This window comes from Cryptosporangium aurantiacum, from assembly GCF_900143005.1.
GTDB classification, from domain to species: domain Bacteria; phylum Actinomycetota; class Actinomycetes; order Mycobacteriales; family Cryptosporangiaceae; genus Cryptosporangium; species Cryptosporangium aurantiacum.
In genome coordinates, this window is sequence record NZ_FRCS01000005.1 from 152,883 (window position 1) to 175,357 (window position 22,475).

Genomic DNA, 22,475 nt, shown 5'->3' on the forward strand with positions numbered 1-22,475 from the left:
ACCGCCCGCACTTCGCCCGACGGGCCGCGCGCACTTCGGCTGACCGCGCGCCTCACCCGGCGACCGCGCGCACCAGCGCGGCGGTCGCCGCCGCGAGCACGACGACGAGCAGGAACGGCGCCCGGAGCAGCACCGCGACAACTGCGACCGCGACGCCGGCCGCGCGGGCGTCCAGGACGAGCGCGCGACCGCTGCCGAACGTCTGCACCGCGACCAGCGCCGCGAGCAGCGCGACCGGCAGCAGCGTCGCAACGCGCAGGACGCGCGGGTCCTCCAGCCAGTGCGACGGCAGCGACAACCCGACCCACTTGAACAGGTAACAGCCCGCAGCGGCGAGGCCCAGCGCCAGCCAGATCACGACGCGTCCCCCGCCACCGAACCGCCGTCGACCCCAGCCCGCCCGGACGCAGGACCGCCGGACGCAGGACCGCCGGACGCAGGACCGCCGGACGCAGGACCGCCGGACGCAGGACCGCCGGACGCAGGACCGCCGGACGCAGGACCGCCGGGCGCGGGGGCGCTGGGCGGCGGCGAGTCGCCGCGGGCAAGGAGGGTTCGGCCGACGGCGAGGACACCGAACGACGCCAAGAGCACCGGGACGCCTGGCGGCAGCCACGGCGTGGCCACCAGCGCGATCACCGCTCCGGCGGCGGCCACCCGCCACGCACCCCCACCCTCGCGCAGCCGAGGCGCGAGCAGCGCGAGGAACCCGGCCGGCGCTGCGGCGTCCAGACCTAGGACCGCGGGGTCGCCGACCGCGGTCGCACCCGCCGCCCCGAGCAGCGTCGCAGCGTTCCAGAGCACGAACACGCTGGTCGCCGTCGAGACGAACGCGAGCCGCGACGCGGCGGGGGTCGGCTGGGCGAGCGCCATCGCCGCCGATTCGTCGATCACGCCTTGCGCGGCGACCGCCCGCCGCCACCCCGACCACCCCAGCAGCCCCGACAGCCGGACGCCGTACAGCGCGTTCCGCGCACCGAGCAGCAGCGCCGAACCGACCGCGGCGGGCACCCCACCACCCGCTCCGACGACACCGACCAGCGCGAACTGGCTCGCGCCGGTGAACACGAGCAGGCTGCTCAGGCAGGTCTGCAAGATGCTCAACCCGGCGGCGACACCGGCCGCGCCGAACGCGATCCCGTACGCCCCGGTGGCGACGCCGACGCCGAGCGCGTCGCGGAGGATCGTGCGGGACTGCGGGGTTGATTCCATGACCGCACCGTAAATCCCGTACCGAACGTCCGGTTACCGGCGTGTGACGCGAACCTCGTCATGCGGTTGCGTTCAGCGCACAGGTTGGGGTGGTGCGTCCCCTACCCGCACGTAGCATTAGCCGCATGCCGCTCTCTCCCACGCTCCCCGCGGAAGCCGATATTCGTACGGCCCTCGCTGGAGTCAACGACCCCGAGATCCGCCGGCCGATCACCGACCTCGGCATGGTCGAATCGGTGGCCGTGCACCCCGATGGGGTGGTCGAGGTCGCGGTGCTGCTCACGGTGGCCGGGTGCCCCATGCGGGACACGCTGACCAACGACGTCACGGCCGCGGTGAGCAAGCTGACCGGCGTCACCGGCGTGCGGGTGAACTTCGGCGTGATGAGCGACACCCAGCGCAAGGAGCTGCAGGCGTCGCTGCGCGGTGGCAAGACCGGCGAACCGGTGATCCCGTTCGCGCAGCCCGGCTCGATGACCCGGGTGTACGCGGTGGCGTCCGGTAAGGGCGGCGTCGGCAAGTCGTCGGTGACCGTCAACCTGGCCGCGGCGCTGGCTGCCCGCGGGTTGTCGGTGGGGGTGCTGGACGCCGACATCTACGGCTTCTCGATCCCGCGCATGCTCGGCGTCGAGGGAAGTCCGACGCAGGTCGAGCAGATGATCATGCCGCCGCAGTCGCACGGCGTGAAGGTGATCTCGATCGGCATGTTCACGCCGGGGAACACCGCGGTGGTGTGGCGCGGGCCGATGTTGCACCGCGCGCTGCAGCAGTTCCTCGCCGACGTGTTCTGGGGCGATCTGGACGTGCTGCTGATGGACCTGCCGCCGGGCACCGGCGACATCGCGATCTCGGTGGCGCAGCTGGTACCGAACGCGGAGATCCTGGTCGTGACCACGCCGCAGCAGGCCGCGGCCGAGGTCGCGGAACGAGCGGGCTCGATCGCGCTCCAAACGCACCAGCGGTTGGTGGGTGTCGTCGAGAACATGTCGTGGCTGGAGCTGCCGAACGGCGAGCGGATGGACGTGTTCGGCTCCGGTGGCGGCGAGGCGGTCTCCGCGGCGCTCAGCCGGACGCTCGGCGCGCAGGTGCCGCTGCTGGGGCAGATCCCGCTCGACCCGCGCGTCCGCGAGGGTGGCGACTCCGGAACCCCGCTCGTGCTCTCCGACCCGGACGCCGCCGCGGCCAAGGCTCTCCGCGGCGTCGCCGACAAACTAGCCGTCCGCCAGCGAGGCCTCGCGGGCATGTCCCTGGGCCTCAGCCCCGCCAAGCGCCGCTAGGCCGGCGCGCGCAGTTGTTCTAGCGGGCCGTGCACTAGGTGGCGTCGGAGTCGTAGCGAGCCGCGCGCGACTCCGGGGACGAGCTCTTTGCCTTGCCGTTTTTGGACGGGCCCTCGTCGCGGTAGGCCTCCGTGACCTCGTCGACGTGGGTCAGCTCCTCGAAGTCACGCATCGCGTCCTTCAGGGGCTTCCGCAGCGCGGCTTCGTCCTCTTCGCTCAGCAGGTGCTTCCGGACGAAGCGCTTCGGGTGCAGATCCTCGATCTCAAAATCGGTGCCTAGCTCGTCCCGCAGCTCCGCGCTGGCCCCACGGGCCATCTGGCGGAGCGTCCGGAGCATCCGCCCCGCTTCACCGATCACCTTCGGCAACCGATCGGGCCCGAACACGAAGAGCCCGATCAGCGCCAGGACGATGATCTCCCACCAACCGAGATTCTCGAACACCGCTGCTCCTCACCGCGGTCACCGCCGTGTCGTCAGCTCGGTACCTGGCCGCTCCTCCGCAGCCTAATCCGTGCCCGGACGGTCCGTCAGGCCGCCCGGGCACGAGCTTGCTGTGGGAACAGAGGGTACGGCTAGCGCTGGCCGAGCGTCACGGTCGTCGTCACCGTCTTGCCACCACGTCGGTAGGTGATCCCGACCTTGGTGTTCGGATCCTGCTTCCGGATCAGCGCGATCAGGGCGACGCCGTCCTCGATCGGCCGGTTGACGAACTTCGTCACGATGTCGCCTGCCTTCAGCCCGGCCTTCTCCGCGGGACCACCGGCGACCACCTTGGTCAGCGGCGCACCGCCCGACGTCTCGTCGGCGAGGTTGACCTCCGCACCGATGATCGTCGTGCGCGCCTTGCCGGTGGCGATGATCTCCTCGGCGATGCGCTTGGCCTGGTTGATCGGGATCGCGAAGCCGATGCCGATGTTGCCGCTGCTCGACCCGCTCCGGCTGGGCAGCGCCGCGATCGCGGAGTTGACGCCGATGACCCGGCCGGCTCCGTCGACGAGCGGTCCACCGGAGTTACCGGGGTTGATCGCCGCGTCGGTCTGGATCGCGGCCAGGTACGCGTCGTCCTCGTCGCCCTGGCTGGCGCCGCTGTCGCCGCCGGTCCGCACCGGCCGGTCCAACGCGCTGACGATGCCGCTGGTCACCGTGTCGGCCAGTCCGAGCGGCGAACCGAACGCCACGGTGGGGTCGCCGATCGCGATCTTGTCCGAGTCGCCGAACTTGACCTGCTTGAGGTCGCTCTTCTGGATCTTCAGCACCGCGATGTCGGACCCGGGATCGCGTCCGACGATCGACGCCGAAACCGACGTGCCGTCGTGGAACACCACGCGCAGCGTGCCGCCGGCGGCGGCCGGCGCGGCCACGTGGTTGTTCGTGAGGACGTAACCCTCGTCGGAGATGACGAAGCCGGACCCGTTGCCGTTGCCGCTCGCCGAGCGGATCACGATCGTGACGACGCTGGGCTGCAGCTGCTTCGCGATGCCCGCCAGCGACGTGGGCGGACGCTCGGCCAGCTCCGGCGTCTCGCCCGAGCTGTCGCCGAGCGAGAACGAGCTGCCTGCGGTGCGGGCGGCCACGACGTACCCGAGCGCACCACCGAGAAGGCCCGCGACGACCGCGACCACGATCGAGACGAGCATGATCGGCCCGAACCCACCGCGGCGCGCCGGTCCGTCACCGGGCGGCGTGGGCCCGGCGGGCGGCGGGGTGCCGGGCGGCGTCGGAGCCAGCCAGGCCGGGGCGGCCGACGGGTCGCGCCACGGGTCCTGAGCCCCCGCCTGCGACCAGAACGGCGAACCGCCCGGTGCGCCGTTCCCGGGGGTGGGAACGGCCGGTCCGGCGGTCGGAATCGGCGCGGTGGGGTACCCGCTCGGCCCCGGCTGCGACGGCACGCCCCCCGACTGCATGCCCGGAGACGGCATGCCCCCGGACGGCATGCCCCCCGACGGCCCACCGCTCAACGGCGCGGCCGGGGCGCTGCTCGGCGTCGGCGCGGTCGGCAGAGCGCCGGTGTTGTAGGCCTCGGACGTCGGCGCGTAACCCACATCGGGCTGCGGGGAACTCCACGGCGCACCGCTCGCCGACCCGCTACCCGGCGCACCCGGAGGCGAGGCCGCCGCGTCCTCCGGCGTCGGGGCGTCCGCCGGTCGTCCGTCGACCCGGCTCGCGTCGGTCAAGGGGGTACCTCCGCCTCGTCACGCCCGGCGTCTTCCGCCGGGTGCTCCACTCCAGTGTTCCTCGCCCAGTCCACCGATGCAGCCCAAGTCATCCGACCGGAGGGGGCCCTGCCCGCCGAACAGCGTGACACGGCCGCGCATGCGGCACACGCGCAAGATCAGTGGAAAGGATCGACCCAGGATCCCACTCGCCGGATCCCCTTGCTCATCCGGGCGAGGACACCGGTGTCGGCGGACACCGTCGGCAGCGATTCGACCACCGTCGTCACGGTGGCGTCGGGAACGTCGGTGATCAGCGTGTAGACCATGCCGGAGCCGGCCCAGCTGACCTCACGGTAGAGACCGCAGCGCAGGTAGACCTCGGTGTCGCCGACCTGGCGCCTGCTGAAGCCCGCCGGAACAGCGGATTCGTCCAGCCGACCACGCTGGGCGAACAGCGAGAGCGCGAACAGCCCGTCGGAGTAGCTCAGCTGCACCGAGAGGTCCGCCCCGGTGCCGACGGTCCGTGCGCAGACCTGGGTGAGGCCGGCCAGCCGCTTGCCCGGCAGGTCCCAGCCCTCGGCGGTGAGCTCGGCGAGCTCCTCGTCGGAGAGGCCGTCGTCGCACGCGCCGACGGCCTCCGAGGGAGCGTCAGAAGCGGGCACCTCGGACGGTGCGGGCGTCACCGCGGTGGTGGGCAGCACGGTCAGGCCGGTGAACGTCGACCTGCGGATCACCCGGCTCGCCGTGTCGAGCAGCTCCCGCTGGATCGCCAGCCCGGTCTCGTCGTCGACCCAGAGGCGGCCGACGATCGTGCCGCTCAGGCGCAGCACATCGATCCGGGTCACCGGCCGCTCGAGCATCCGCTCCGCGCCCCTGACCTCCACCCGGTATGCCTGGGTGAGCGTCGCCAGCGTCGCGTCGGAGAGGTCGAGCGTGCCGTCCACGGCGACGAGCTGGCCGGTCGGGCGTCCGGCGCCGCTCCGCCCGGACCCGTCGGTCGCGACGACCGTGACGCCGTGGCCGGGAACGTTGCGGACGAACGCCGTCGTCGTCACCTGGCCCCAGCGCGACCAGCTGCGGAACAACTTGGTGCCCTGGTATCCGGTCTCCGCCTGAGCGCGGGCGGCGCGGCGCAGCAGGTCGAGCGCGCGACGCTCACCCGCGCCGAGCGTCCGCGAGCCGACGGTGAGGGCAGGCGCGGAACGCAGCGACGAGCCGCCGCCGGACTGACCGGCGCCGGTCGTCTCCACCGGCGCCGGAACGAACAGGTAGACGCCGGTCGAGCAGACGACCGCACCGAGCGCGCCGGCGCCGACCACGAGCACGAGGCGACGGGCCGCTCGCAGCAGCCCGGCGCGCGGATCGACCAGCTTCACTCGTCGGTGTCCGCAACGTCGACGACGGACGCTTCCCGGTCACCGCCCGGCACACCACCGGTCACCTCGCCGTGCTCCTTGATGTAGGTCAGGACCGGCGGGTTGACGGTGCTGGGCTGCTGCTGGTCGCCGCCGAGGACGACAACCGTGGAGAGGCTGATCGCGAACGCCGCGACGCCACCGACCGCGGTCGCCACGACGCTGCGCCGCAGACGGCGTCCACCCGGACGCGAACTGTCCGGACGGCGTCCGATCGGGCGTCGTCGGCCGGCAGCGGCTGCGACCGGCCGACGGGTGATCGGCGGACGCCCCGCGGGCGCCACCGCACGGAAGCTCGCTTCCATCCGGATCGGCGGCGGGGTGAGCTCCGGTGTGGCCCGATCGGTGGGCGTGGTCTCGGGCAGCGCGCGGAGCCGGTCGAGCAGCGAGTCCGGGCACCGCGGCGTCTCGAGCTTGGCCAGCCGGGCCTTGAGCTGACGGTGGCCGTCAACTTCCGCGCGGCACTCCGCGCAGTGGGCGAGATGGACGAGTACCCGGTCACGGGTCGTCAGGTCGAGCGCGTCGTCCGCGAAGGCGGATGCGAGCTCACCGAGGTGCGGATCGCGGCGGGGGCCGGTCACGACATGCCGTCCACGGGGCTCTCCGCGTCGACACCACCATCGGCGCCGCGGGTGGCTCGGGGTGCCCGGTGCGCCAGCGCCTCACGGAGCTGGCTACGGCCGCGGTGGATCCGGCTGCGGACCGTTCCGAGCTTCACGCCCAGGGTCGCGGCGATCTCCTCGTAGGAGAGGCCTTCGATGTCGCACAGGACGACCGGCGCGCGGAAGTCCGGCGGCAACGCGGCCAGCGCGCGCTGGACGTCGTCGTCGAGGTTCTCGTCGACGTAGACCTGCTCGGGGCTGCGCTCGCGGCCGGGCACACGCTCGGCGTCGTCGGGCAGCGCCTCGAAGCGGATCCGGGCGCGTCGCCGCGCCAGGTCGAGGAACAGGTTCGTGGTGATCCGGTGCAGCCAGCCCTCGAACGTTCCGGGCCGGTAGCGGTCGAGCGCGCGGAAGACCCGGACGAAGACCTCCTGCGTGAGGTCCTCGGCGTCGGGGCGGTTGCCGGTGAGCCGGTAGGCGAGCCGGTAAACCCGGGCGGAGTGCTCGCGGACGACCTCGTCCCACGCGGGCGGGTCCCAGCTGACCGGCTCCGTGAAGCCGGCCACGGACCGTTCGGCGACGGGCTCCTCGGCGGGTTCTCCGGGGGCCCCGGTGTGCGCAGTCACCGCGACCTCCCTCACAGGCGCTACCGGTGTGATCACCATTGTGCCCGGGCCCTCCCACTCTTCGCTGCTGCACGACCCGGGTTAGCCCCCGTGCGGTGCACGCCATCTCGTCGTGCTGTGCCTTCCTGCCTGCCAACGGATCGCGGTTCGAGCGCGTTCCCCTACCCTGTCCGAGGCGGTGCTGGGACGGGAGGACTGTGATGGATGCCTCAGCGCGCCCCGGCACGTCCGCGTTTCCCGATAGACCCGGCAATTCGGCCGGGAGCAGTGCTCTCGGCCGGTTGGACGTGGCCGCGGAGGACGCGATTCTGGCGGCGGCCCGCGCCCGCGCGGAGGAGCTCGGCTGCCTGGCGCTGTCCCCGGAGTGCGGTGCCGCGCTGCGGGTGCTCGCCGCCGCGATGCAGGCGAAAGCGGTCGTGGAGGTCGGCACCGGCACCGGTGTGAGCGGGCTGTGGGTCCTCCGCGGTATGCGTCCGGACGGCGTCCTGACCAGCATCGACTCCGAGGCGGAGCTGCAGGGCGCCGCCCGGCTGGCGTTCCGCGAAGCCGGGGTGCCCGCGAGCAGGGCCCGGCTGATCAACGGCCGCGCGCTCGACGTCCTGCCCCGGCTCGCCGACGGCTACTACGACCTGGTCCTGGTCAGCGACGCCCCGGTCGCCGAGTACCCGGACTACCTGGTGGAGGCCATGCGCCTGCTGCGGCCGGGTGGCGCGGTCGCGTTCGGCGGCGTGCTGCTCGGTGGCCGGGTCGCGGACTCGAGCGTCCGCGACCCGCTGACCGTCGTCGTGCGGGATCTGCTGCGCACGATCCGCGACCACCAGAACCTCACGCCGGCGATCCTCCCGGTCGACGACGGCCTGCTGGTCGCGGTCAAAAACACTTAAGAAGTTCCTAGGCCGCGTTCTATGAGCCTCGCTCTCGCGAGGCCCCACGCAGACGTCGTCCGGCGTCGGCGGAGATCCGTCCGCATACGTGCACTGGTCTTCGGGCGGATCTCCGCCGCCGCCGGGCGGCGTCTGGGCGGGTCCGCAGCAGAGCACGGGCTCATGGAACGTGGCCTAGGCGACGACGACCGGCTGGCCCTTGCCGAGCACCACCACACCGCCGTCGCTGACCCGGTAGTGGTGCCGGTCGAACTCCTCGTCCACACCGATCCGGGCGCCGGGCGGCACCACGACGTTCTTGTCCAGGATCGCGTTCCGCACGATCGCGCCCTCTCCGACCACCACGCCGTTGAGCAGGACGGACTCCGAGACCTGGGCCTTGGCCGCCACCAGCACGCCGGGCGAGAGCACCGAGTCGCGGACCTCGCCGGTGACGATGCACCCGGCCGAGATGATCGACTCGGTCGCCCGTCCGCTGAGCGCGAACTTCGCCGGCGGCAGCTGGGGCATCGAGGTGAGGATCGGCCAGGCCCGGTTGTAGAGGTTGAAGACCGGGTGGACGGACGCGAGGTCACGGTGCGCCTCGTAGTACGAGTCGAGCGTCCCGACGTCCCGCCAGTAACCGCGGTCCCGGTCGGTCTGGCCGGGCACCTCGTTGTCGGAGAAGTCGTATACCGCGGCCTCACCCTTGCCGACCAGCATCGGGATGATGTTGCCGCCCATGTCGTGCGCGGACGCCGGGTCCTCGGCGTCCATCCGGAGCGCGTCCAGCAGCGTCTTCGTGGTGAAGACGTAGTTGCCCATCGACGCGTAGGCGACCTCCGGATCGTCCGGAACGCCCGGCGGGTCGGCCGGCTTCTCCAGGAACTGGGCGATCGTCCGGCCGTCGGCCGCGGTCTCGATGACGCCGAACTGAGTGGCCTCCCGGCGCGGCACCCGGATGCCCGCCACCGTCACCCCGGCACCGGAGAAGACGTGCTGCTCGATCATCTGCGCCGGGTCCATCCGGTACACGTGGTCGGCACCGAAGACCGCGATGTACTCCGGGTCCTCGTCGTAGACGAGGTTCAGCGACTGGTAGATCGCGTCGGCCGAGCCGGTGTACCAGCGCGGGCCGAGCCGCTGCTGCGCCGGGACCGGGGTCACGTAGTTGCCGAGCAGAGTGCTCATTCGCCAGGTGGTGGTGACGTGTCGGTCCAGCGAATGGGACTTGTACTGGGTCAGCACGCAGATCTTGCGGACGTCGGCGTTCACCAGATTCGACAGGACGAAGTCGATCAGCCGATACGGCCCGCCGAACGGGACCGCGGGCTTGGCCCGGTCCGCTGTCAGCGGCATCAGCCGCTTGCCCTCGCCGCCTGCCAGGACGATGCCGAGAACTGAACGTGTCACCGAGCCACCCACCATAGTGCGACCCTAGTTCCCCACACAGCGGGCTCCTAGTCGCCTCGGTGGCATCGGGTTTAACGTCTGGAGACCGCCGCGCGCTCGCGAGCATAGCGGGCGCAGGCCGTAGGGTGAGCGGCATGCGCGTCGCGGTCCTGACGAACGAGTACCCGCCCCAGGTGTACGGGGGTGCAGGCGTTCACGTCGACTTCCTCGTGCGGGAACTCCGCCGGCTGGTAGAGGTCGAGGTGCACTGCTTCGGGCAGCCGCGACAGGACGCCCGCGCGTACCTTCCGCCGAGCGAACTGGCCGACGCCAACGGTGCGCTGCGCGCGCTCTCGATCGACCTCGAGATGGCCGACGGCGTCGGCGACGTGGGCGTGATCCACTCGCACACCTGGTACGCCAACCTCGGCGGTCACCTGGCGAAGCTGCTGCACGACAAGCCGCACGTCGTCACCGCGCACTCGCTGGAGCCGTTGCGGCCGTGGAAGGCCGAGCAACTCGGCGGTGGGTACCGGATCTCGTCCTGGGCCGAAAAAACCGCGTACGAGGCCGCGGACGCGGTGATCGCGGTCAGCAACGGCATGCGCGCCGACGTCCTGGCTGCCTACCCGACGCTCGACCCGGAGCGGATCCACGTCGTCCACAACGGCGTCGACACCGAGCTGTACGCGCCGACCGGTGACGACGCCGCGCTGCGCAAGGTCGGCATCGACCAGGACCGCCCGTACATCCTGTACGTCGGCCGAATCACCCGGCAGAAGGGCATCACCCACCTGCTGGCCGCGGCCGAGCGCCTCGACCGGGATGTCCAGATCGTGCTGTGCGCGTCGGCGCCGGACACCCCGGAGCTCGCCGCCGAGGTCACCGAACGGATCGAGCACCTTCGCGCCGGCGGCCACACGGTGCTGCACCAGACCGAGATGCTGCCGCGCGAGGACGTCATCTCGCTGCTCAGCCACGCTGCGACGTTCGTCTGCCCGTCGGTCTACGAGCCGCTCGGCATCGTCAACCTGGAGGCGATGGCCTGCCGCGCCCCGGTCGTGGCGAGCGCGGTCGGCGGCATCCCCGAGGTGGTCCAGGACGGCGTCACCGGGCTGCTCGTGCCGTACACGCCGGACGACCTGCCCGCGTTCGAGGCGGGCCTGGCCGAGGCGCTGGCGACGGTCGTGGGCGACCCGATCCGCGGCAGCGAGTTCGGCCGCGCCGGACGCAAGCGCGCCGTCGACCTGTTCAGCTGGGAAGCGATCGCCGAGCAGACGATCACGGTGTACATGTCGCTCGGCTAAAGCGCTTCGAGGTACCTGGTCAGGGTTCGGGTGCCCCAACCCGTGGCGCCCTTGGTCAGCTCGTCGTTCGGGCCGTCGGACCACGCGGGCGACGACATGTCCACATGCGCCCAGCGGTCCCTGGCCTCGCCGGTGAACGGGCGGAGGAACAGCGCCGCGGTGGCGGTCTGCGCGCCGCGTCCGCCGCTGTTGTTCGCGTCCGCGACGTCCGAGTCGATCTGCTCCAGATAGTCCTCGGGCAGCGGCAGCTGCCAGACCCGCTCACCCGCCTGCTCGGCGGCCTCGAACAGCGCCTTCGCCAGATCGTCGTTCTCCGAGAACAACGCCGCGGTGCGCTTCCCGAGCGCGACCGACTGACCGCCGGTCAGCGTCGCCAGGTCGATGAGGACGTCCGGCCGCAGGGTCGCGACCGCGTACGCCAGCGCGTCGCCGAGTACCATCCGGCCCTCGGCGTCGGTGCTGAAGATCTCCGAGGTCCGCCCGCCGTAGTGCCGGACGACGTCCCCCGGCCGGTAGGCGGTACCGCTCGGCATGTTCTCGGCCAGCGGCACCAGCACGGTGACGCGCAGCGGCAGCTTCAGCGCGGCCGCGGCCAGCACCGCGCCGACCACGGCGGCGCCGCCGCCCATGTCCTTCTTCATCAGTTGCATGCCCTGCGCGGGCTTGATCGAGATGCCGCCGGTGTCGAACGTGATGCCCTTGCCCACCAGGACGACGTGCTTCAGCGTGTGCAGCTCGACGCCGTCCGGCGCCCACCGCAGCTCCAGCAGACGGGGGCCGCGCGTCGAACCGCCGCCCACCGCGAGCATGCCGCCGAAGTTGTTGGCCGCCAGCCACTCCGGGTCGCGGACCTGCGCGTCGATGCCGAGCGCGGTGGCCGCCTCCGCCGCCTGCGCGGCGAACCACTCCGGGGACTTGATGTTGCTCGGCGTGTTCACCAGGTCACGGGCGAACGTGGTCCCGTGGGCGACCGCCTCGGCGCGCACTCGGGCGTCCGCGTAGCGCTCCGGGTCGTCGGTGAGGATCCGGACCGTGGTCAGCGTCGGAGGCTTCGGGTCGGACGCCAGCGTGAACCGGTAGGACGCCAGCAGCGCGCCCTCGAACAGCCCGCGGACGGCGTCCGGCGTGGCGTCGGAGGGCAGCGCGAAGACCACCTCGGGGTCGCCGGACGCGGCCCGGACCAGCGCCGCACCGGCCTTGCGCCAGTCCGACTCCGTCCCCGCGCCGGTGCCGACCAGCAGCACAACCGCCGGCGATCCACCCGGCAGCGGCAGCGTGGCGACCTCGCTGGCCTTTCCCTTCGCGGGCGGCTCCGGACGCCGCTCGTCGCCCAGCCAGGCCGCGAGCGTGTCGCCGAGCGCGGCCGGAACGGTGTACGGGGTCGGCAGGAGCACCGCCGGTTCGGCCCGGTCCGTGTCGTCGTCGATGGAGTCCTCGGCCACCGCGTCCGGCCGGTCCGGGAACGCCTGCGCAGCCGACTCCGACGCCTCGGGCGCGTCGTCGGTCTCAGCGGGTTCCCCGGCGTCGGCCGGTGCCGTCGGCAACGCGAGCAGCACCGGTGTGGGACCGGTGGTCAACTCGGTGGCAGCCACCAGTCGGACGTCGAGCACGCTGGCTCCTCCCGCTCAGAATTTCGGCAGCCGCCGCTTCCGCTTCATTCTGCTCGCGTGGCGGCGAATTGCACGGACAGGGGCGGCGACACCCAGGTCGGCCAGAGACGAGGCAGCCGACCCAGCCTGCACGGGTGCGGCTCCGTGCGAGGCTGGGCCGGCTGTCGGCGGGGCGACTAGCCCGCGACGTTCTTCAGAGCGTCCCCGAGCGCGCTGGCCTCGTCGGCCGACATTTCGACGACGAGACGCCCTCCGCCCTCGAGCGGTACGCGCATCACGATGCCGCGGCCCTCCTTGGTGACTTCGAGCGGACCGTCACCCGTCCGCGGCTTCATGGCCGCCATCTCATGCTCCCCTCGACCGGTGACCGTAGGTGCATGTACGGTCACTCTTTGCAGGCTCGCTGGATCTCACGTGCCCGGGACATCTCACTACTGTCTTATTCTCGCCCATACCTGCTGGCGTCCCAAACTCGACCCGGCTAAACACAGTGGACTAGCACGCTCCGGACCTGCAGAAAAGACGCCGGCCCGGTCCGCGCGGGGTCTCCGCTGCGCACCGAACGGACGCAAGCAGGCGAGAGGATCGAGGAAAGTCCTTACGCCGCGCCTGCGTGACAGCCCACGATGTGGTCATCGACCATACCGGTTGCCTGCATCAACGCGTACGAAGTCGTCGGACCGACGAAACGAAAGCCACGCTTGCGGAGGTCCTTCGCGAGTGCGGTCGACTCCGGCGACGTGGCGGGTACGTCCGCCCGGGTCCGTGGGCGGGGCCGCGCGGGCGGTGCGAACGACCAGAGCAGCGCGGACAGCCCGCCAGGGAGCTCGGCGGCGAGCTTCGCGTTCGTGATCGCGGCGTCGATCTTCGCCCGGTTCCGGATGATGCCGGTGTCCGCGAGCAGCCGTTCGACGTCCGACTCGCCGAACGCCGCGACCGCGCTGATCGAGAACCCGGCGAACGCCCGCCGGAAGCCCTCCCGGCGCCGCAGGATCGTCAGCCAGGACAGGCCGGACTGGAACGCTTCCAGGCACAGCCGTTCGAAGAGCGCATCGTCGCCGGTGAGGCGGCGTCCCCACTCCTGGTCGTGGTAGGTGGCGTAGTCCTCGGTCGCCCCGGCCCACGAGCAGCGCAGCAGGCCGTCGGCGCCGCGCACCAGCCCGACCTCGGCCAGCTCCTGCGCGTCGGGGGTGGTCATCGGGCTCGCTCGGCGACGTAGCGGCGGAACCGGCGCAGGCCCAGCCCCAGCGCCGCGGCGGCGAGCGGGCGGACGAGCGGCCAGACCCGGACGCCGAACGCGCCGAACGGCAGGTGCAGGTCCTCGCTCCAGGTCATCACGGTGCGGCCGGGTCCCCGCTCGGTCAGGCGGAACGCACCAGGGCCGCGAACCACCCGCCCGACGTGCACGACCTCCACCCGGTGCGGTGGCTCCCAGTCGACGACATGGAAGACGTCCAGGAAGCCGATCTTGCCGACGCCGGTGAACGCGTGCACGACGCTGCCCGGGGTGCGCCCGTCGCCGCGGGCCACCCGGACGCCGGTCAGCGGGATCCACCGTGCTTGCGCCGGCCAGTCGGTTGCGGCCGCGAAGACCGTTTCGAGGTCCGCCTCGATCTCGACGTCGACCGCGAGCCGCCCCGGCCCCGCCACCACCAGCCCAGCGGGCAGCTCGGACACGGCAGGATTCGCCGACGGACCGTCCTCGGACGGGCCGAACCTCGCTGCGCCGGCCGCCCCGGAGGGATCCGACGGCTGGGCGGGCGGCTCGGTCACCGGCCGCGGCCGGAGCGTGGCACGGCGACCTCGGCCGGAGCCTCGTCGGCGGCCACGGCCTCATCGGCGGCATCCACGGGCTCGGGCGCGGCCGGCGCGCTCGGCTTGCCCGCCGCGGCCTGCGGCTCGGGCTTCGCTGCCGCGGCCTGCGGCTCGGGCTTCGTCGTGGCGACCTGCGGCTCGGGGGTCGTCGGGGTGGGCTCCGGCGTGGCGGAGTCGTCCGTGTCGGGCTCGGTTTCCGTGTCGCTCCGGGTCGGCTCGCCCGGTTTGGCGGCGCCAGGGGCGGTGGTGCCGGGCTCGGGGGTGCCGGGCTCGGGGGTGCCGGGCTCGGGGGTGCCGGGCTCGGGCACGGCCGGTGCCGCCGCGGTCGCGTCGACCGGCGCGGCGGGTCCGGTCCCGTCGACGGACCGGGCAGCGGCGTCGGCGAGGGCAGTGGCGTCGGCGCGGACGGCGTCGTCGGTGTGGGGTGCGGTCGGATCGGCGGGCACCCCGGAGCCCTCGACAGCCTCGGCCTCCGCGGCGTCCCACGGGAACGCGAACGGGCGCTCCTCGTCGTCGTCCTCGGGAACGCGGGCGGCGAGCTGGTCCTCCAGATCGATGATTCGAGCGTGCAGGAAGTCGAAGTCGTCGGCCACCCGCTGCAGGATCTCGTCGACCTGGTCCATCCGGTAACCACGGATCGTCGTGTCGAACCGGAGACCATCGAGGTCACCCCGGTCGAGCGGCCGGTCGGCGGGCAAGTCGAACGGGACGCCGTCCGGGCGAGGCGGGGTCAGCCCGCGATCACGACCCAGCGTGAACGCAGCGGCACCGAACACGATGCCGGACAGGACGAGCGCGGCCACGACGACGAGGAGGAAGCTTCCCACCCCCGCATGGTGTCACGGACGCCGTAACGGAGCGCGAAGCGATGCACATTTTGATCCGCTATCAGGGATCAAAGTGTGCACCGCTCGAGGCGGGACAGAATAGGGACGTGCCGCTCCGCCTCCGCCATCACGTATTCGCCGACACCGAGTTGCTGGTGATGGCCATCGTCAACCGCACCCCGGACTCGTTCTACGACCGTGGCGCGACGTTCACCGACGAGGCCGCGCTCGCCGCGGTCGACGCCGCGGTGCGCGACGGCGCCCAGATCGTCGACATCGGCGGGGTGAAGGCGGGGCCCGGCGAGGCGGTGGACGCCACCGAGGAGGCCCGGCGCACGGTGCCGCTGATCCGCGAGGTGCGCACCCGCTACCCGGACCTGGTGATCAGCATCGACACCTGGCGCGCGGAGGTCGGCGAGGCGGCGGTCGAGGCGGGTGCCGACCTACTCAACGACACCTGGTCGGGCGCCGACCCGGAGCTGGCGACGGTGGCGGCGCGCACGGGGGCCGGGCTGATCTGCTCACACGCGGGCGGCCTGACCCCCCGCTCGCGACCGCACCGGCCGAGCTTCCCGGACGTCACGGCGGACGTGGTGAGCACGGTGACGCGGCTCGCCGAGCGGGCGGTGGAGGCCGGGGTGCGCTCGGACGGCATCCTGATCGACCCCGCGCACGACTTCGGCAAGAACACCTGGCACTCGTTGACGCTCACCCGGGAGTTGGAGGCGCTGGTGGCGACCGGGTGGCCGGTGCTGGTGGCGCTCTCCCGCAAGGACTTCGTCGGCGAGACGCTCGACCTGCCGGTGGACGACCGGCTCGAGGGCACGCTGGCGGCCACCGCGATCAGCGCGTGGCTCGGCGCCCGGGTGTTCCGTGCTCACGACGTGCTGGCGACCCGGCGCACGCTGGACATGGTCGCGTCCATCCGCGGCACGCGCCCGCCGGCGTTCACCCGTCGGGGGCTCGCGTGAAAGCGGCGGGCCCGGTGCGGATCGCGGATGGGTGACCCGCGGTGGGTGCCATAGGACCCGCTACGGGTCATCCATCCGCGCGGCAGCGGCCGGAAGCCTCGCCAGGGGGCGCGAGGGGCGCGTCGCTCGCCGGTGATGCAGGAGCGGGCAGGCCTGCGGTGGTTCGCCGGGCGGCGTATCAATCAATCTTGAACGCGCACCGGGGCTGACGGGCCGGCCTCGACGCGGGTCGCGTGAGCGATCCCGTCCTCGATGGCGTCGAACGCCTCCGGAACGGAGGAGACGACCGTGAGCAGCGCGAGTGCTTCCGGGCGCACGAACCCGCGGCCGGCCAGGTCGGTGAGCCACCCGAGCAGGCCGTTGTAGAAGCCCTCGGGGTCGAGCAGCACGACGGGTTTCGCGTGCATGCCGAGCGACCGGGACGTCCAGACCTCGAACACCTCTTCGAGCGTGCCGATGCCGCCAGGGAGTCCGAGAAACGCGTCGGCGCGGTCGTCCATCGCGGCTTTGCGTTCCCGCATTCCGGTGGTGACGAGGAGTTCGTCGGAGTCGAAGTCGGCGATCTCCCGGCTGCTCAGCGCCTCGGGGATGACGCCGATCGTGCGCGCTCCCCCGGCACGGGCAGCGGCCGCGACCGCGCCCATCATCGACACCCGGCCGCCGCCGGAGACCAGCTCGTGGCCGCGGCGGGCCAGCTCGGCGCCGACCTCGGCGGCGAGCGTGACGTAGTGCGGTTCGATCGACGTGGAGGACGCGCAGTAGACGCAGACGGCCGACGAACTCTTTTCAACCTCGCGTCTTTCCGCAGGGTGAGCGCCGTCCGCAGAGGTCGGTCGAAAAGAATTCACCTACGCCTCCACTGGGGCGTCGTCGGCGCCGGTGGCCTGCTCGGTCGAGAGGTTCTCCGCGGACTGGACGGCAGCGACCGCCTCGTCGATGTCGTCGGTGAGCTGGATCAGTTCCAGGTCCTGCGCGGAGATCTTGCCGTCGGCGAGCATGCTCTCGCGCAGCCAGTCGACCAGGCCGCCCCAGTATTTGGTGCCGATCAGGACGACCGGGAACCGGGTGACTTTGCGGGTCTGAACCAGCGTGAGGGCCTCGAACAGCTCGTCGAGGGTCCCGAAGCCGCCGGGGAGCACGCAGAACGCCTGGGCGTACTTCACGAACATCGTCTTCCGGGCGAAGAAGTACCGGAAGTTGACGCCGACATCGACCCACTTGTTGAGTTCCTGCTCGAACGGCAGCTCGATGCCGAGGCCGACGCTCACTCCGCCCGCCGTGCTGGCGCCCTTGTTCGCGGCCTCCATCGTGCCGGGTCCGCCACCGGTGATCACCGCGAACCCGGCGCGGACGAGAGCCTGGCCCAGTTGCTCGGCGAGCAGGTAGTCGGGGTGGTCGACGGGGGTGCGGGCGGAGCCGAACACGCTCACCGCCGGCCCGAGCTCGGCGAGCGCGCCGAAGCCCTCCACGAACTCGCTCTGGATCCGGAGTACGCGCCACGTGTCCGAGTGGATGAAGTCCGCGCGGCCGCTCTTGTTGTCGAGCAGACGCTGGTCGGTGGTGCCCGTGGGGACCTGCCGACGGCGGAGCGTGACCCGGCCACGCTGACGTTCTGGTTGCGGCACGCTCATGCCGGTCACGGTATCCCGCGAACTGCGAACGCTAACCGGCAGTGAGGTAGCGACGAAGTGCCGATGCGGCATCGGTGATCTTTCGGACGTCCACGTATTCACCGGCCTGGTGGGCCAGATTCGGGTCGCCAGGGCCGAAATTCACCGCGGGAATGCCCAGCGTCGCGAACCGAGCGACGTCGGTCCAGCCGAGCTTGGCCTGCACCGGCGCCTGGAGCGCTTCGACGAAGCGGGCAGCCGCCGGTTCGTTCAGGCCCGGCAGCGCGCCGGGCGCGGAGTCGGTGACCTCGACGGCGTAACCCTCGAACACCTCGCGGACGTGCTGCTCGGCGTCCTTCTCGGTGCGGTCGGGTGCGAACCGGAAGTTGACCGTGACATCACACCGGTCGGGGATGACGTTGCCCGCGACGCCGCCCTCGATGCGCACCGCGTTGAGGCCTTCGCGGTAAAGGCAGCCGTCGATGTCGACCTCTCTGGCCTGATAGGTGTTGAGCCGGTCGAGGATCTCGGCGGCACGGTGGATCGCGTTGACGCCGAACCAGCTGCGCGCGGAGTGGGCCCGCTTACCGTGGGTGGTGATCTTGGCTCGCAGCGTGCCCTGGCAACCGCCCTCGACCGTGCCGTCGGTGGGTTCGAGCAGCACCGCGAAGTCGGCGGCCAGCCAGTCCGGATGGTTGCGGCTCACCCGGCCGAGGCCGTTCTTGACCGCCTCGACCTCCTCGTTGTCGTAACAGACGAGCGTGAGGTCGTAGGCGGGGTCGTCGATCGTCGCGGCGAGGTGGAGGAGAACGGCCAGGCCGCTCTTCATGTCGCTGGCCCCGCAGCCGTAGAGGAGGTCTCCGTCGCGGCGGGACGGGACGTTGTCGACGATCGGCACCGTGTCGAGGTGCCCGGCGAGGACGATACGGTGCTTTTTCCCGAGTTCCGTTCGGGCGACGATCGTGTCACCGTCGCGGGCGGTTCGGTAGTTTTTGAGGCCCTCGAGCGCGGTTTCGACCGCATCGGCGAGGGGTCCTTCGTCGCCGGAGACGGACGGGAAGTCGACCAGAGCTGTCGTGAGGGCGACCGGGTCGCCGGCGAGGTCCAACGGCACGGGCTCACAGTAGCTCTCGATACTCTGAGGCCCGTGAGCATCTGGGGAGTAGGCCTTGCGACCGAGTTCGCCGGCCAGATTCTGGACGTGTGGTTTCCCACGGGGAAGTTGGGCCTGGGCGAACCCGGGGTATCAGAGTTGGCGCCCGGCGTCGCGCGGCTGGACAAGGCTCAGGGAGAGGCCGCACTCGGCTCCGAGTTGGCCAGTGCGGTTGGGCCGGACCCGCTGCGCGGCGTCGAGGTCTTCGCGGTGTCGGTCGTCACCGACCTGGACGCGGCGCCGGTCGACGCCGCTGACGCGTACCTGCGCCTGCACCTGCTCTCGCACCGGGTCGTTCGTCCGCACGGCGTGAACCTGGACGGGATCTTCGGGGCGCTGGCGAACGTCGCGTGGACGTCGGCGGGCCCGGTGGCGGTTGCCGAGGTGGAATCCGTGCGCGCGCGGGCGCGGGCCGCGCGGACGCACTTCGAGGTGTACGGCGTCGACAAGTTCCCGCGGATGACCGACTACGTGGTGCCGTCCGGGGTCCGGATCGCCGATGCCGACCGGGTGCGGCTCGGGGCGCACCTCGCGTCCGGCACGACCGTGATGCACGAGGGCTTCGTCAACTTCAACGCCGGGACGCTCGGATCTTCGATGGTCGAAGGGCGGATTTCGGCCGGTGTGGTCGTGGGCGACGGCTCCGACGTCGGTGGTGGCGCGTCGATCATGGGGACGCTGTCCGGTGGCGGAAAGACCGTGATCTCGATCGGCGAGCGGTGCCTGCTGGGGGCGAACTCCGGGCTGGGCATTCCGCTCGGTGACGACTCGGTCGTCGAGGCGGGGGCGTACATCACCGCCGGGTCGAAGGTGACGCTGCCGGACGGGTCGGTGGTGAAGGCCGCTTCGCTGGCCGGCGCGGACGGGATCCTGTTCCGCCGTAACTCGGTGACCGGGGCGCTGGAGGCCGTACCGCGCGCCGGCCGGTCGTGGGGTGGCCTGAACGAGGCCCTGCACCAAAACTGACGCCGGGGGGCCGGGCTCGGCCCGGGTCTCGCGCTGGGTTGACGGGAAAGCGGGCTCTAACGGGTTGTTAGAGCCCGCTTTCGCGTCGTGTGGCGCGGGGGCCTACGCGCTGAGGCGCTTGACCGCGGCGGCGACGCGTTCGTCGGTGGCGGTGAGGGCCACCCGCACGTGCCGCGCACCGGCCGGCCCGTAGAACTCGCCGGGCGCCACGAGGATCCCGCGGTCGGCGAGCCACTCCACGGTGTCCCAGCACGGCTCGTCCCGGGTCGCCCACAGGTACAGCCCGGCCTCCGAGTGGTCGATCCGGAAACCGGCGCTCTCCAGCGCCTCGCGCAACGCCGTCCGGCGCAGCGCGTACCGGTCCCGCTGCTCCCGCACGTGCTCGGTATCGCCCAGGGCGGCCGCCATCGCGGCCTGCACCGGCTCCGGCACGATCATCCCGGCGTGCTTGCGCACCGCCAGCAGCTCGCCGACGATCGCCGGGTCACCGGCGACGAACCCGGCCCGGTACCCGGCGAGGTTCGAGCGCTTCGACAGCGAGTGCACCGCGAGCAGCCCGGTGACGTCCCCGTCGCTCACCTCGTCGGAGAGCACCGAGACCGGCTCGACGTCCCAGCCGAGCTCCAGGTAGCACTCGTCGGAGACGACCACGGTCCCGCGCTCCCGCGCCCAGGCCACGACCTTGCGCAGGTGCGGGACGCCGAGCACGCGCCCGGTCGGGTTCGACGGCGAGTTCACCCAGATCGCGGCGGGGCGGCCCGGCCCCGCGGCGACCACGGCGTCCGACCGGAGGCCGGCCGCACCGGCCAGCCGGATCCCGACGTCGTACGTGGGATAGGCCAGCTCCGGGAAGAGCACGGTGTCGGACGGACCGAGCCCGAGCAGCGTCGGGAGCCAGGCGACCAGCTCCTTCGAGCCGATCGTCGGCAGAACCCCGACCGTCGCGGTGCAGTGGAGCCGGTCGGCGACCCACTGCTGCACCGCACCGCGGAGCGCCGAGTTACCAGCGGTCAGCGGGTACCCCGGCGCGTCCGCAGTGGCCACCAGCGCTTCCCGCACCACCGCAGGCGTCGGGTCGACCGGCGTCCCGACCGAGAGATCGACGACGCCGTCCGGATGCCGGCGCGCCCGGTCTCCGAACGGCGCCAGCGTGTCCCAGGGAAAGTCCGGTAGATCGTGCGGGGTCAGTGCTCACCCTCCTGCGGCGGGAGTGCGGCGACCAGCGGAGCGTCGTGCTTGATCAGCCCGAGCTTGGATGCACCACCGGGCGAACCGATCTCGTCGAAGAAGACGACGTTCGCGTTGTAGTACTCGCGCCACTCTTCCTTCACGTCGTCCTCGTAGAAGATCGCCTCGACCGGGCACACCGGCTCACAGGCACCGCAGTCGACGCACTCGTCGGGGTGGATGTAGAGCATCCGCTCCCCCTCGTAGATGCAGTCGACGGGGCACTCCTCGATGCACGCCTTGTCCTTGACATCGACGCAGGGCTCGGCGATGACGTACGTCACGTAGGTAGTCCTTCCAGGCGCGGTGGCGGCTTCGCCTTCGATCTGTGCAGGCTCAACGACAGACGAGGTACCGCCTTAGCGGTATCTAGTATCACTGGCTGCAGCTCGGAGATGCAGAGGTGGGTCAGATGTCGCTCAGCCCCACGGACGTCGGCCACCGTGTCGTCGTGCGAAGGGTCCTCGGCGACCCCGATGCCGTTCGACCGCAGTACGGCGACGTTCTCGGGGAGCTTATCGAGCTGGACGCCGAACGCCAGCGCGTAGTGGTGAGAACCGCAACCGGGGACACGGTCGCGGTGGCCGTCGCGGACGTCGTCGCGGCGAAGCGGATCCCGCCCCGGCCGCCCGGTTCGCTGCCGGTCGCGGATCTGGAGCTGGAGCGGATCGCCGCGCTGGGCTGGCGCGGGCTGGACACCGCGACGCTGGGCGACTGGCAGCTGCGGGCGGCAGGCGGGTGGACCGGACGGGCGAACTCCGTGCTGCCGCTGGGCGACCCGGGGATGCCGCTGGACGCCGCGCTGGACGTCGTCCGGGATTGGTACTCCGCCCGCGACCTGCCGCCGACGGTCCAGCTGCCGCTGCCCGCGTGCGACGAGCTGCGCCGCGCGCTGGAGGAGCGGGGCTGGTCGGATCGGTGGGGTGCGCTGGTGCTGGTGGCGAGCGTCCGGGCGCTGCGGGCGGCGCGCCTGGCGGTGCCGGGGCTGCCGCCGGTGACCGTCGCCGCGGAGCCCGACGACGCCTGGCTGGCCGCGTACCACTACCGGGGAGACGCGCTCCCCGCGGTGGCTCTGGACGTGCTGCGGAACGCCGCCGCACCGGGGTTCGCCGCCGTGCGGCTGGACGGCGTGCCGGTGGCGATCTGCCGCCTCGTGGTCGACGAGGGGTGGATGGGAATCACCGCGCTCGAGGTCGACCCGGCGCACCGTCGGCGCGGGCTGGCCACGCACCTGCTGGCGGGCACCGTCGAGTACGCCGCCGGGCAGGGCGCGCGTGGCGTCTACCTGCAGGTGGACTCCGACAACACCGGGGCGGTCGCGATGTACGAAAAGCTCGGCTTCCGCCACCACCACACCTACCGGTATTACCGGCCTTAGTGGGCGGCCCGCCGAGGGGCGAGCCTGACGCGGACGCCAGCCTCGTCCTCGGCGGGCTCCAGGTTCA

The 22,475-nt window shown here is 72.1% G+C and carries 24 protein-coding genes; 6 read left to right on the plus strand and 18 right to left on the minus strand.

Annotated features, from left to right (window positions below):
• Positions 1-52: 52 nt before the first annotated feature.
• Entirely contained in the window at positions 53-358 is a 306-nt protein-coding gene (locus BUB75_RS18275) for an AzlD domain-containing protein (RefSeq protein ID WP_073258764.1), read from the minus strand.
• The gene (locus BUB75_RS18280) at positions 355-1,212 is read right to left on the minus strand and encodes an AzlC family ABC transporter permease (RefSeq protein WP_073258765.1); all 858 of its coding nucleotides are present in this window, start codon (positions 1,210-1,212) and stop codon (positions 355-357) included. The genes BUB75_RS18275 and BUB75_RS18280 overlap by 4 nt, the downstream gene beginning before the upstream one ends.
• Before the next feature lie 125 nt (positions 1,213-1,337).
• Here BUB75_RS18280 and BUB75_RS18285 point away from each other — a divergent pair, with 125 nt between their 5' ends.
• Positions 1,338-2,489, plus strand: coding sequence for an Mrp/NBP35 family ATP-binding protein (locus tag BUB75_RS18285; RefSeq protein ID WP_073258766.1), 1,152 nt, complete (start codon positions 1,338-1,340; stop codon positions 2,487-2,489).
• 34 nt (positions 2,490-2,523) lie between these two features.
• Here the strand turns inward: BUB75_RS18285 and BUB75_RS18290 are convergent, their stop codons facing one another.
• The 5 genes from BUB75_RS18290 to sigE form a co-directional block, all read right to left on the minus strand.
• Positions 2,524-2,931, minus strand: coding sequence for a sec-independent translocase (locus tag BUB75_RS18290; RefSeq protein WP_073258767.1), 408 nt, complete (start codon positions 2,929-2,931; stop codon positions 2,524-2,526).
• 131 nt (positions 2,932-3,062) lie between these two features.
• Positions 3,063-4,664: a S1C family serine protease gene (locus tag BUB75_RS18295; protein WP_218617607.1), complete on the minus strand. Its 1,602-nt coding sequence runs from the start codon at positions 4,662-4,664 to the stop codon at positions 3,063-3,065.
• 158 nt (positions 4,665-4,822) lie between these two features.
• The gene (locus BUB75_RS18300) at positions 4,823-6,022 is read right to left on the minus strand and encodes a sigma-E factor regulatory protein RseB domain-containing protein (protein WP_073258768.1); all 1,200 of its coding nucleotides are present in this window, start codon (positions 6,020-6,022) and stop codon (positions 4,823-4,825) included.
• The gene (locus BUB75_RS18305) at positions 6,019-6,642 is read right to left on the minus strand and encodes an anti-sigma factor family protein (RefSeq protein ID WP_073258769.1); all 624 of its coding nucleotides are present in this window, start codon (positions 6,640-6,642) and stop codon (positions 6,019-6,021) included. The genes BUB75_RS18300 and BUB75_RS18305 overlap by 4 nt, the downstream gene beginning before the upstream one ends.
• On the minus strand, positions 6,639-7,328 hold the full coding sequence (gene sigE / locus BUB75_RS18310) for an RNA polymerase sigma factor SigE (protein ID WP_084741446.1): 690 nt from the start codon (positions 7,326-7,328) through the stop codon (positions 6,639-6,641). Before sigE ends, BUB75_RS18305 begins: the two co-directional genes overlap by 4 nt.
• Positions 7,329-7,489: 161 nt before the next feature.
• On the opposite strand from sigE, the gene BUB75_RS18315 reads away from it, so the two are divergent.
• Positions 7,490-8,173 carry an O-methyltransferase gene (locus tag BUB75_RS18315; protein WP_084741448.1) on the plus strand — a complete coding sequence of 228 codons (684 nt, stop codon included), beginning with the start codon at positions 7,490-7,492 and terminating at the stop codon, positions 8,171-8,173.
• 174 nt (positions 8,174-8,347) lie between these two features.
• Here the strand turns inward: BUB75_RS18315 and glgC are convergent, their stop codons facing one another.
• Positions 8,348-9,565: a glucose-1-phosphate adenylyltransferase gene (glgC, locus tag BUB75_RS18320; RefSeq protein ID WP_245806283.1), complete on the minus strand. Its 1,218-nt coding sequence runs from the start codon at positions 9,563-9,565 to the stop codon at positions 8,348-8,350.
• Positions 9,566-9,699: 134 nt separating this feature from the next.
• On the opposite strand from glgC, the gene glgA reads away from it, so the two are divergent.
• On the plus strand, positions 9,700-10,851 hold the full coding sequence (gene glgA, locus BUB75_RS18325; RefSeq protein ID WP_178379908.1) for a glycogen synthase: 1,152 nt from the start codon (positions 9,700-9,702) through the stop codon (positions 10,849-10,851).
• On the opposite strand, the gene BUB75_RS18330 is transcribed toward glgA, so the two are convergent.
• The 5 genes from BUB75_RS18330 to BUB75_RS48160 form a co-directional block, all read right to left on the minus strand.
• Positions 10,848-12,293, minus strand: coding sequence for a leucyl aminopeptidase (locus BUB75_RS18330; protein WP_073259159.1), 1,446 nt, complete (start codon positions 12,291-12,293; stop codon positions 10,848-10,850). The two genes, glgA and BUB75_RS18330, sit on opposite strands and share 4 nt — an antisense overlap.
• 344 nt (positions 12,294-12,637) lie before the next feature.
• A complete protein-coding gene (locus tag BUB75_RS18335) occupies positions 12,638-12,805 on the minus strand; it encodes a DUF3117 domain-containing protein (RefSeq protein ID WP_143175284.1) in 168 nt (55 codons plus the stop codon).
• 254 nt (positions 12,806-13,059) lie between these two features.
• Positions 13,060-13,659: a DNA-3-methyladenine glycosylase I gene (locus BUB75_RS18340; protein ID WP_073258775.1), complete on the minus strand. Its 600-nt coding sequence runs from the start codon at positions 13,657-13,659 to the stop codon at positions 13,060-13,062.
• Positions 13,656-14,234: an SRPBCC family protein gene (locus BUB75_RS18345; RefSeq protein WP_084741450.1), complete on the minus strand. Its 579-nt coding sequence runs from the start codon at positions 14,232-14,234 to the stop codon at positions 13,656-13,658. Before BUB75_RS18345 ends, BUB75_RS18340 begins: the two co-directional genes overlap by 4 nt.
• Positions 14,231-15,103 carry a DivIVA domain-containing protein gene (locus tag BUB75_RS48160; protein ID WP_073258776.1) on the minus strand — a complete coding sequence of 291 codons (873 nt, stop codon included), beginning with the start codon at positions 15,101-15,103 and terminating at the stop codon, positions 14,231-14,233. Before BUB75_RS48160 ends, BUB75_RS18345 begins: the two co-directional genes overlap by 4 nt.
• Positions 15,104-15,261: 158 nt before the next feature.
• Here BUB75_RS48160 and folP point away from each other — a divergent pair, with 158 nt between their 5' ends.
• Positions 15,262-16,074 carry a dihydropteroate synthase gene (gene folP / locus BUB75_RS18355; RefSeq protein ID WP_073259161.1) on the plus strand — a complete coding sequence of 271 codons (813 nt, stop codon included), beginning with the start codon at positions 15,262-15,264 and terminating at the stop codon, positions 16,072-16,074.
• A gap of 182 nt (positions 16,075-16,256) precedes the next feature.
• Here the strand turns inward: folP and BUB75_RS18360 are convergent, their stop codons facing one another.
• The 3 genes from BUB75_RS18360 to dapE are packed head-to-tail and all read right to left on the minus strand — an operon-like array spanning position 16,257 to position 18,798.
• Complete coding sequence (locus tag BUB75_RS18360; RefSeq protein ID WP_084741454.1) at positions 16,257-16,922, minus strand: LOG family protein; 666 nt, start codon at positions 16,920-16,922, stop codon at positions 16,257-16,259.
• Complete coding sequence (locus tag BUB75_RS18365) at positions 16,923-17,705, minus strand: LOG family protein (RefSeq protein WP_073259163.1); 783 nt, start codon at positions 17,703-17,705, stop codon at positions 16,923-16,925.
• 31 nt (positions 17,706-17,736) lie between these two features.
• Positions 17,737-18,798 carry a succinyl-diaminopimelate desuccinylase gene (gene dapE / locus BUB75_RS18370; protein WP_084741455.1) on the minus strand — a complete coding sequence of 354 codons (1,062 nt, stop codon included), beginning with the start codon at positions 18,796-18,798 and terminating at the stop codon, positions 17,737-17,739.
• A 33-nt stretch (positions 18,799-18,831) separates the two neighbouring features.
• On the opposite strand from dapE, the gene dapD reads away from it, so the two are divergent.
• Positions 18,832-19,803 carry a 2,3,4,5-tetrahydropyridine-2,6-dicarboxylate N-succinyltransferase gene (gene dapD, locus BUB75_RS18375; protein ID WP_245806284.1) on the plus strand — a complete coding sequence of 324 codons (972 nt, stop codon included), beginning with the start codon at positions 18,832-18,834 and terminating at the stop codon, positions 19,801-19,803.
• A gap of 102 nt (positions 19,804-19,905) precedes the next feature.
• On the opposite strand, the gene dapC is transcribed toward dapD, so the two are convergent.
• Both dapC and fdxA read right to left on the minus strand, forming a co-directional pair.
• The gene (gene dapC, locus BUB75_RS18380; RefSeq protein ID WP_073258778.1) at positions 19,906-20,991 is read right to left on the minus strand and encodes a succinyldiaminopimelate transaminase; all 1,086 of its coding nucleotides are present in this window, start codon (positions 20,989-20,991) and stop codon (positions 19,906-19,908) included.
• A complete protein-coding gene (fdxA, locus tag BUB75_RS18385; protein ID WP_035857536.1) occupies positions 20,988-21,314 on the minus strand; it encodes a ferredoxin in 327 nt (108 codons plus the stop codon). The genes dapC and fdxA overlap by 4 nt, the downstream gene beginning before the upstream one ends.
• 128 nt (positions 21,315-21,442) lie before the next feature.
• On the opposite strand from fdxA, the gene BUB75_RS18390 reads away from it, so the two are divergent.
• Complete coding sequence (locus BUB75_RS18390; RefSeq protein ID WP_073258779.1) at positions 21,443-22,408, plus strand: GNAT family N-acetyltransferase; 966 nt, start codon at positions 21,443-21,445, stop codon at positions 22,406-22,408.
• Positions 22,409-22,475: the final 67 nt, after the last annotated feature.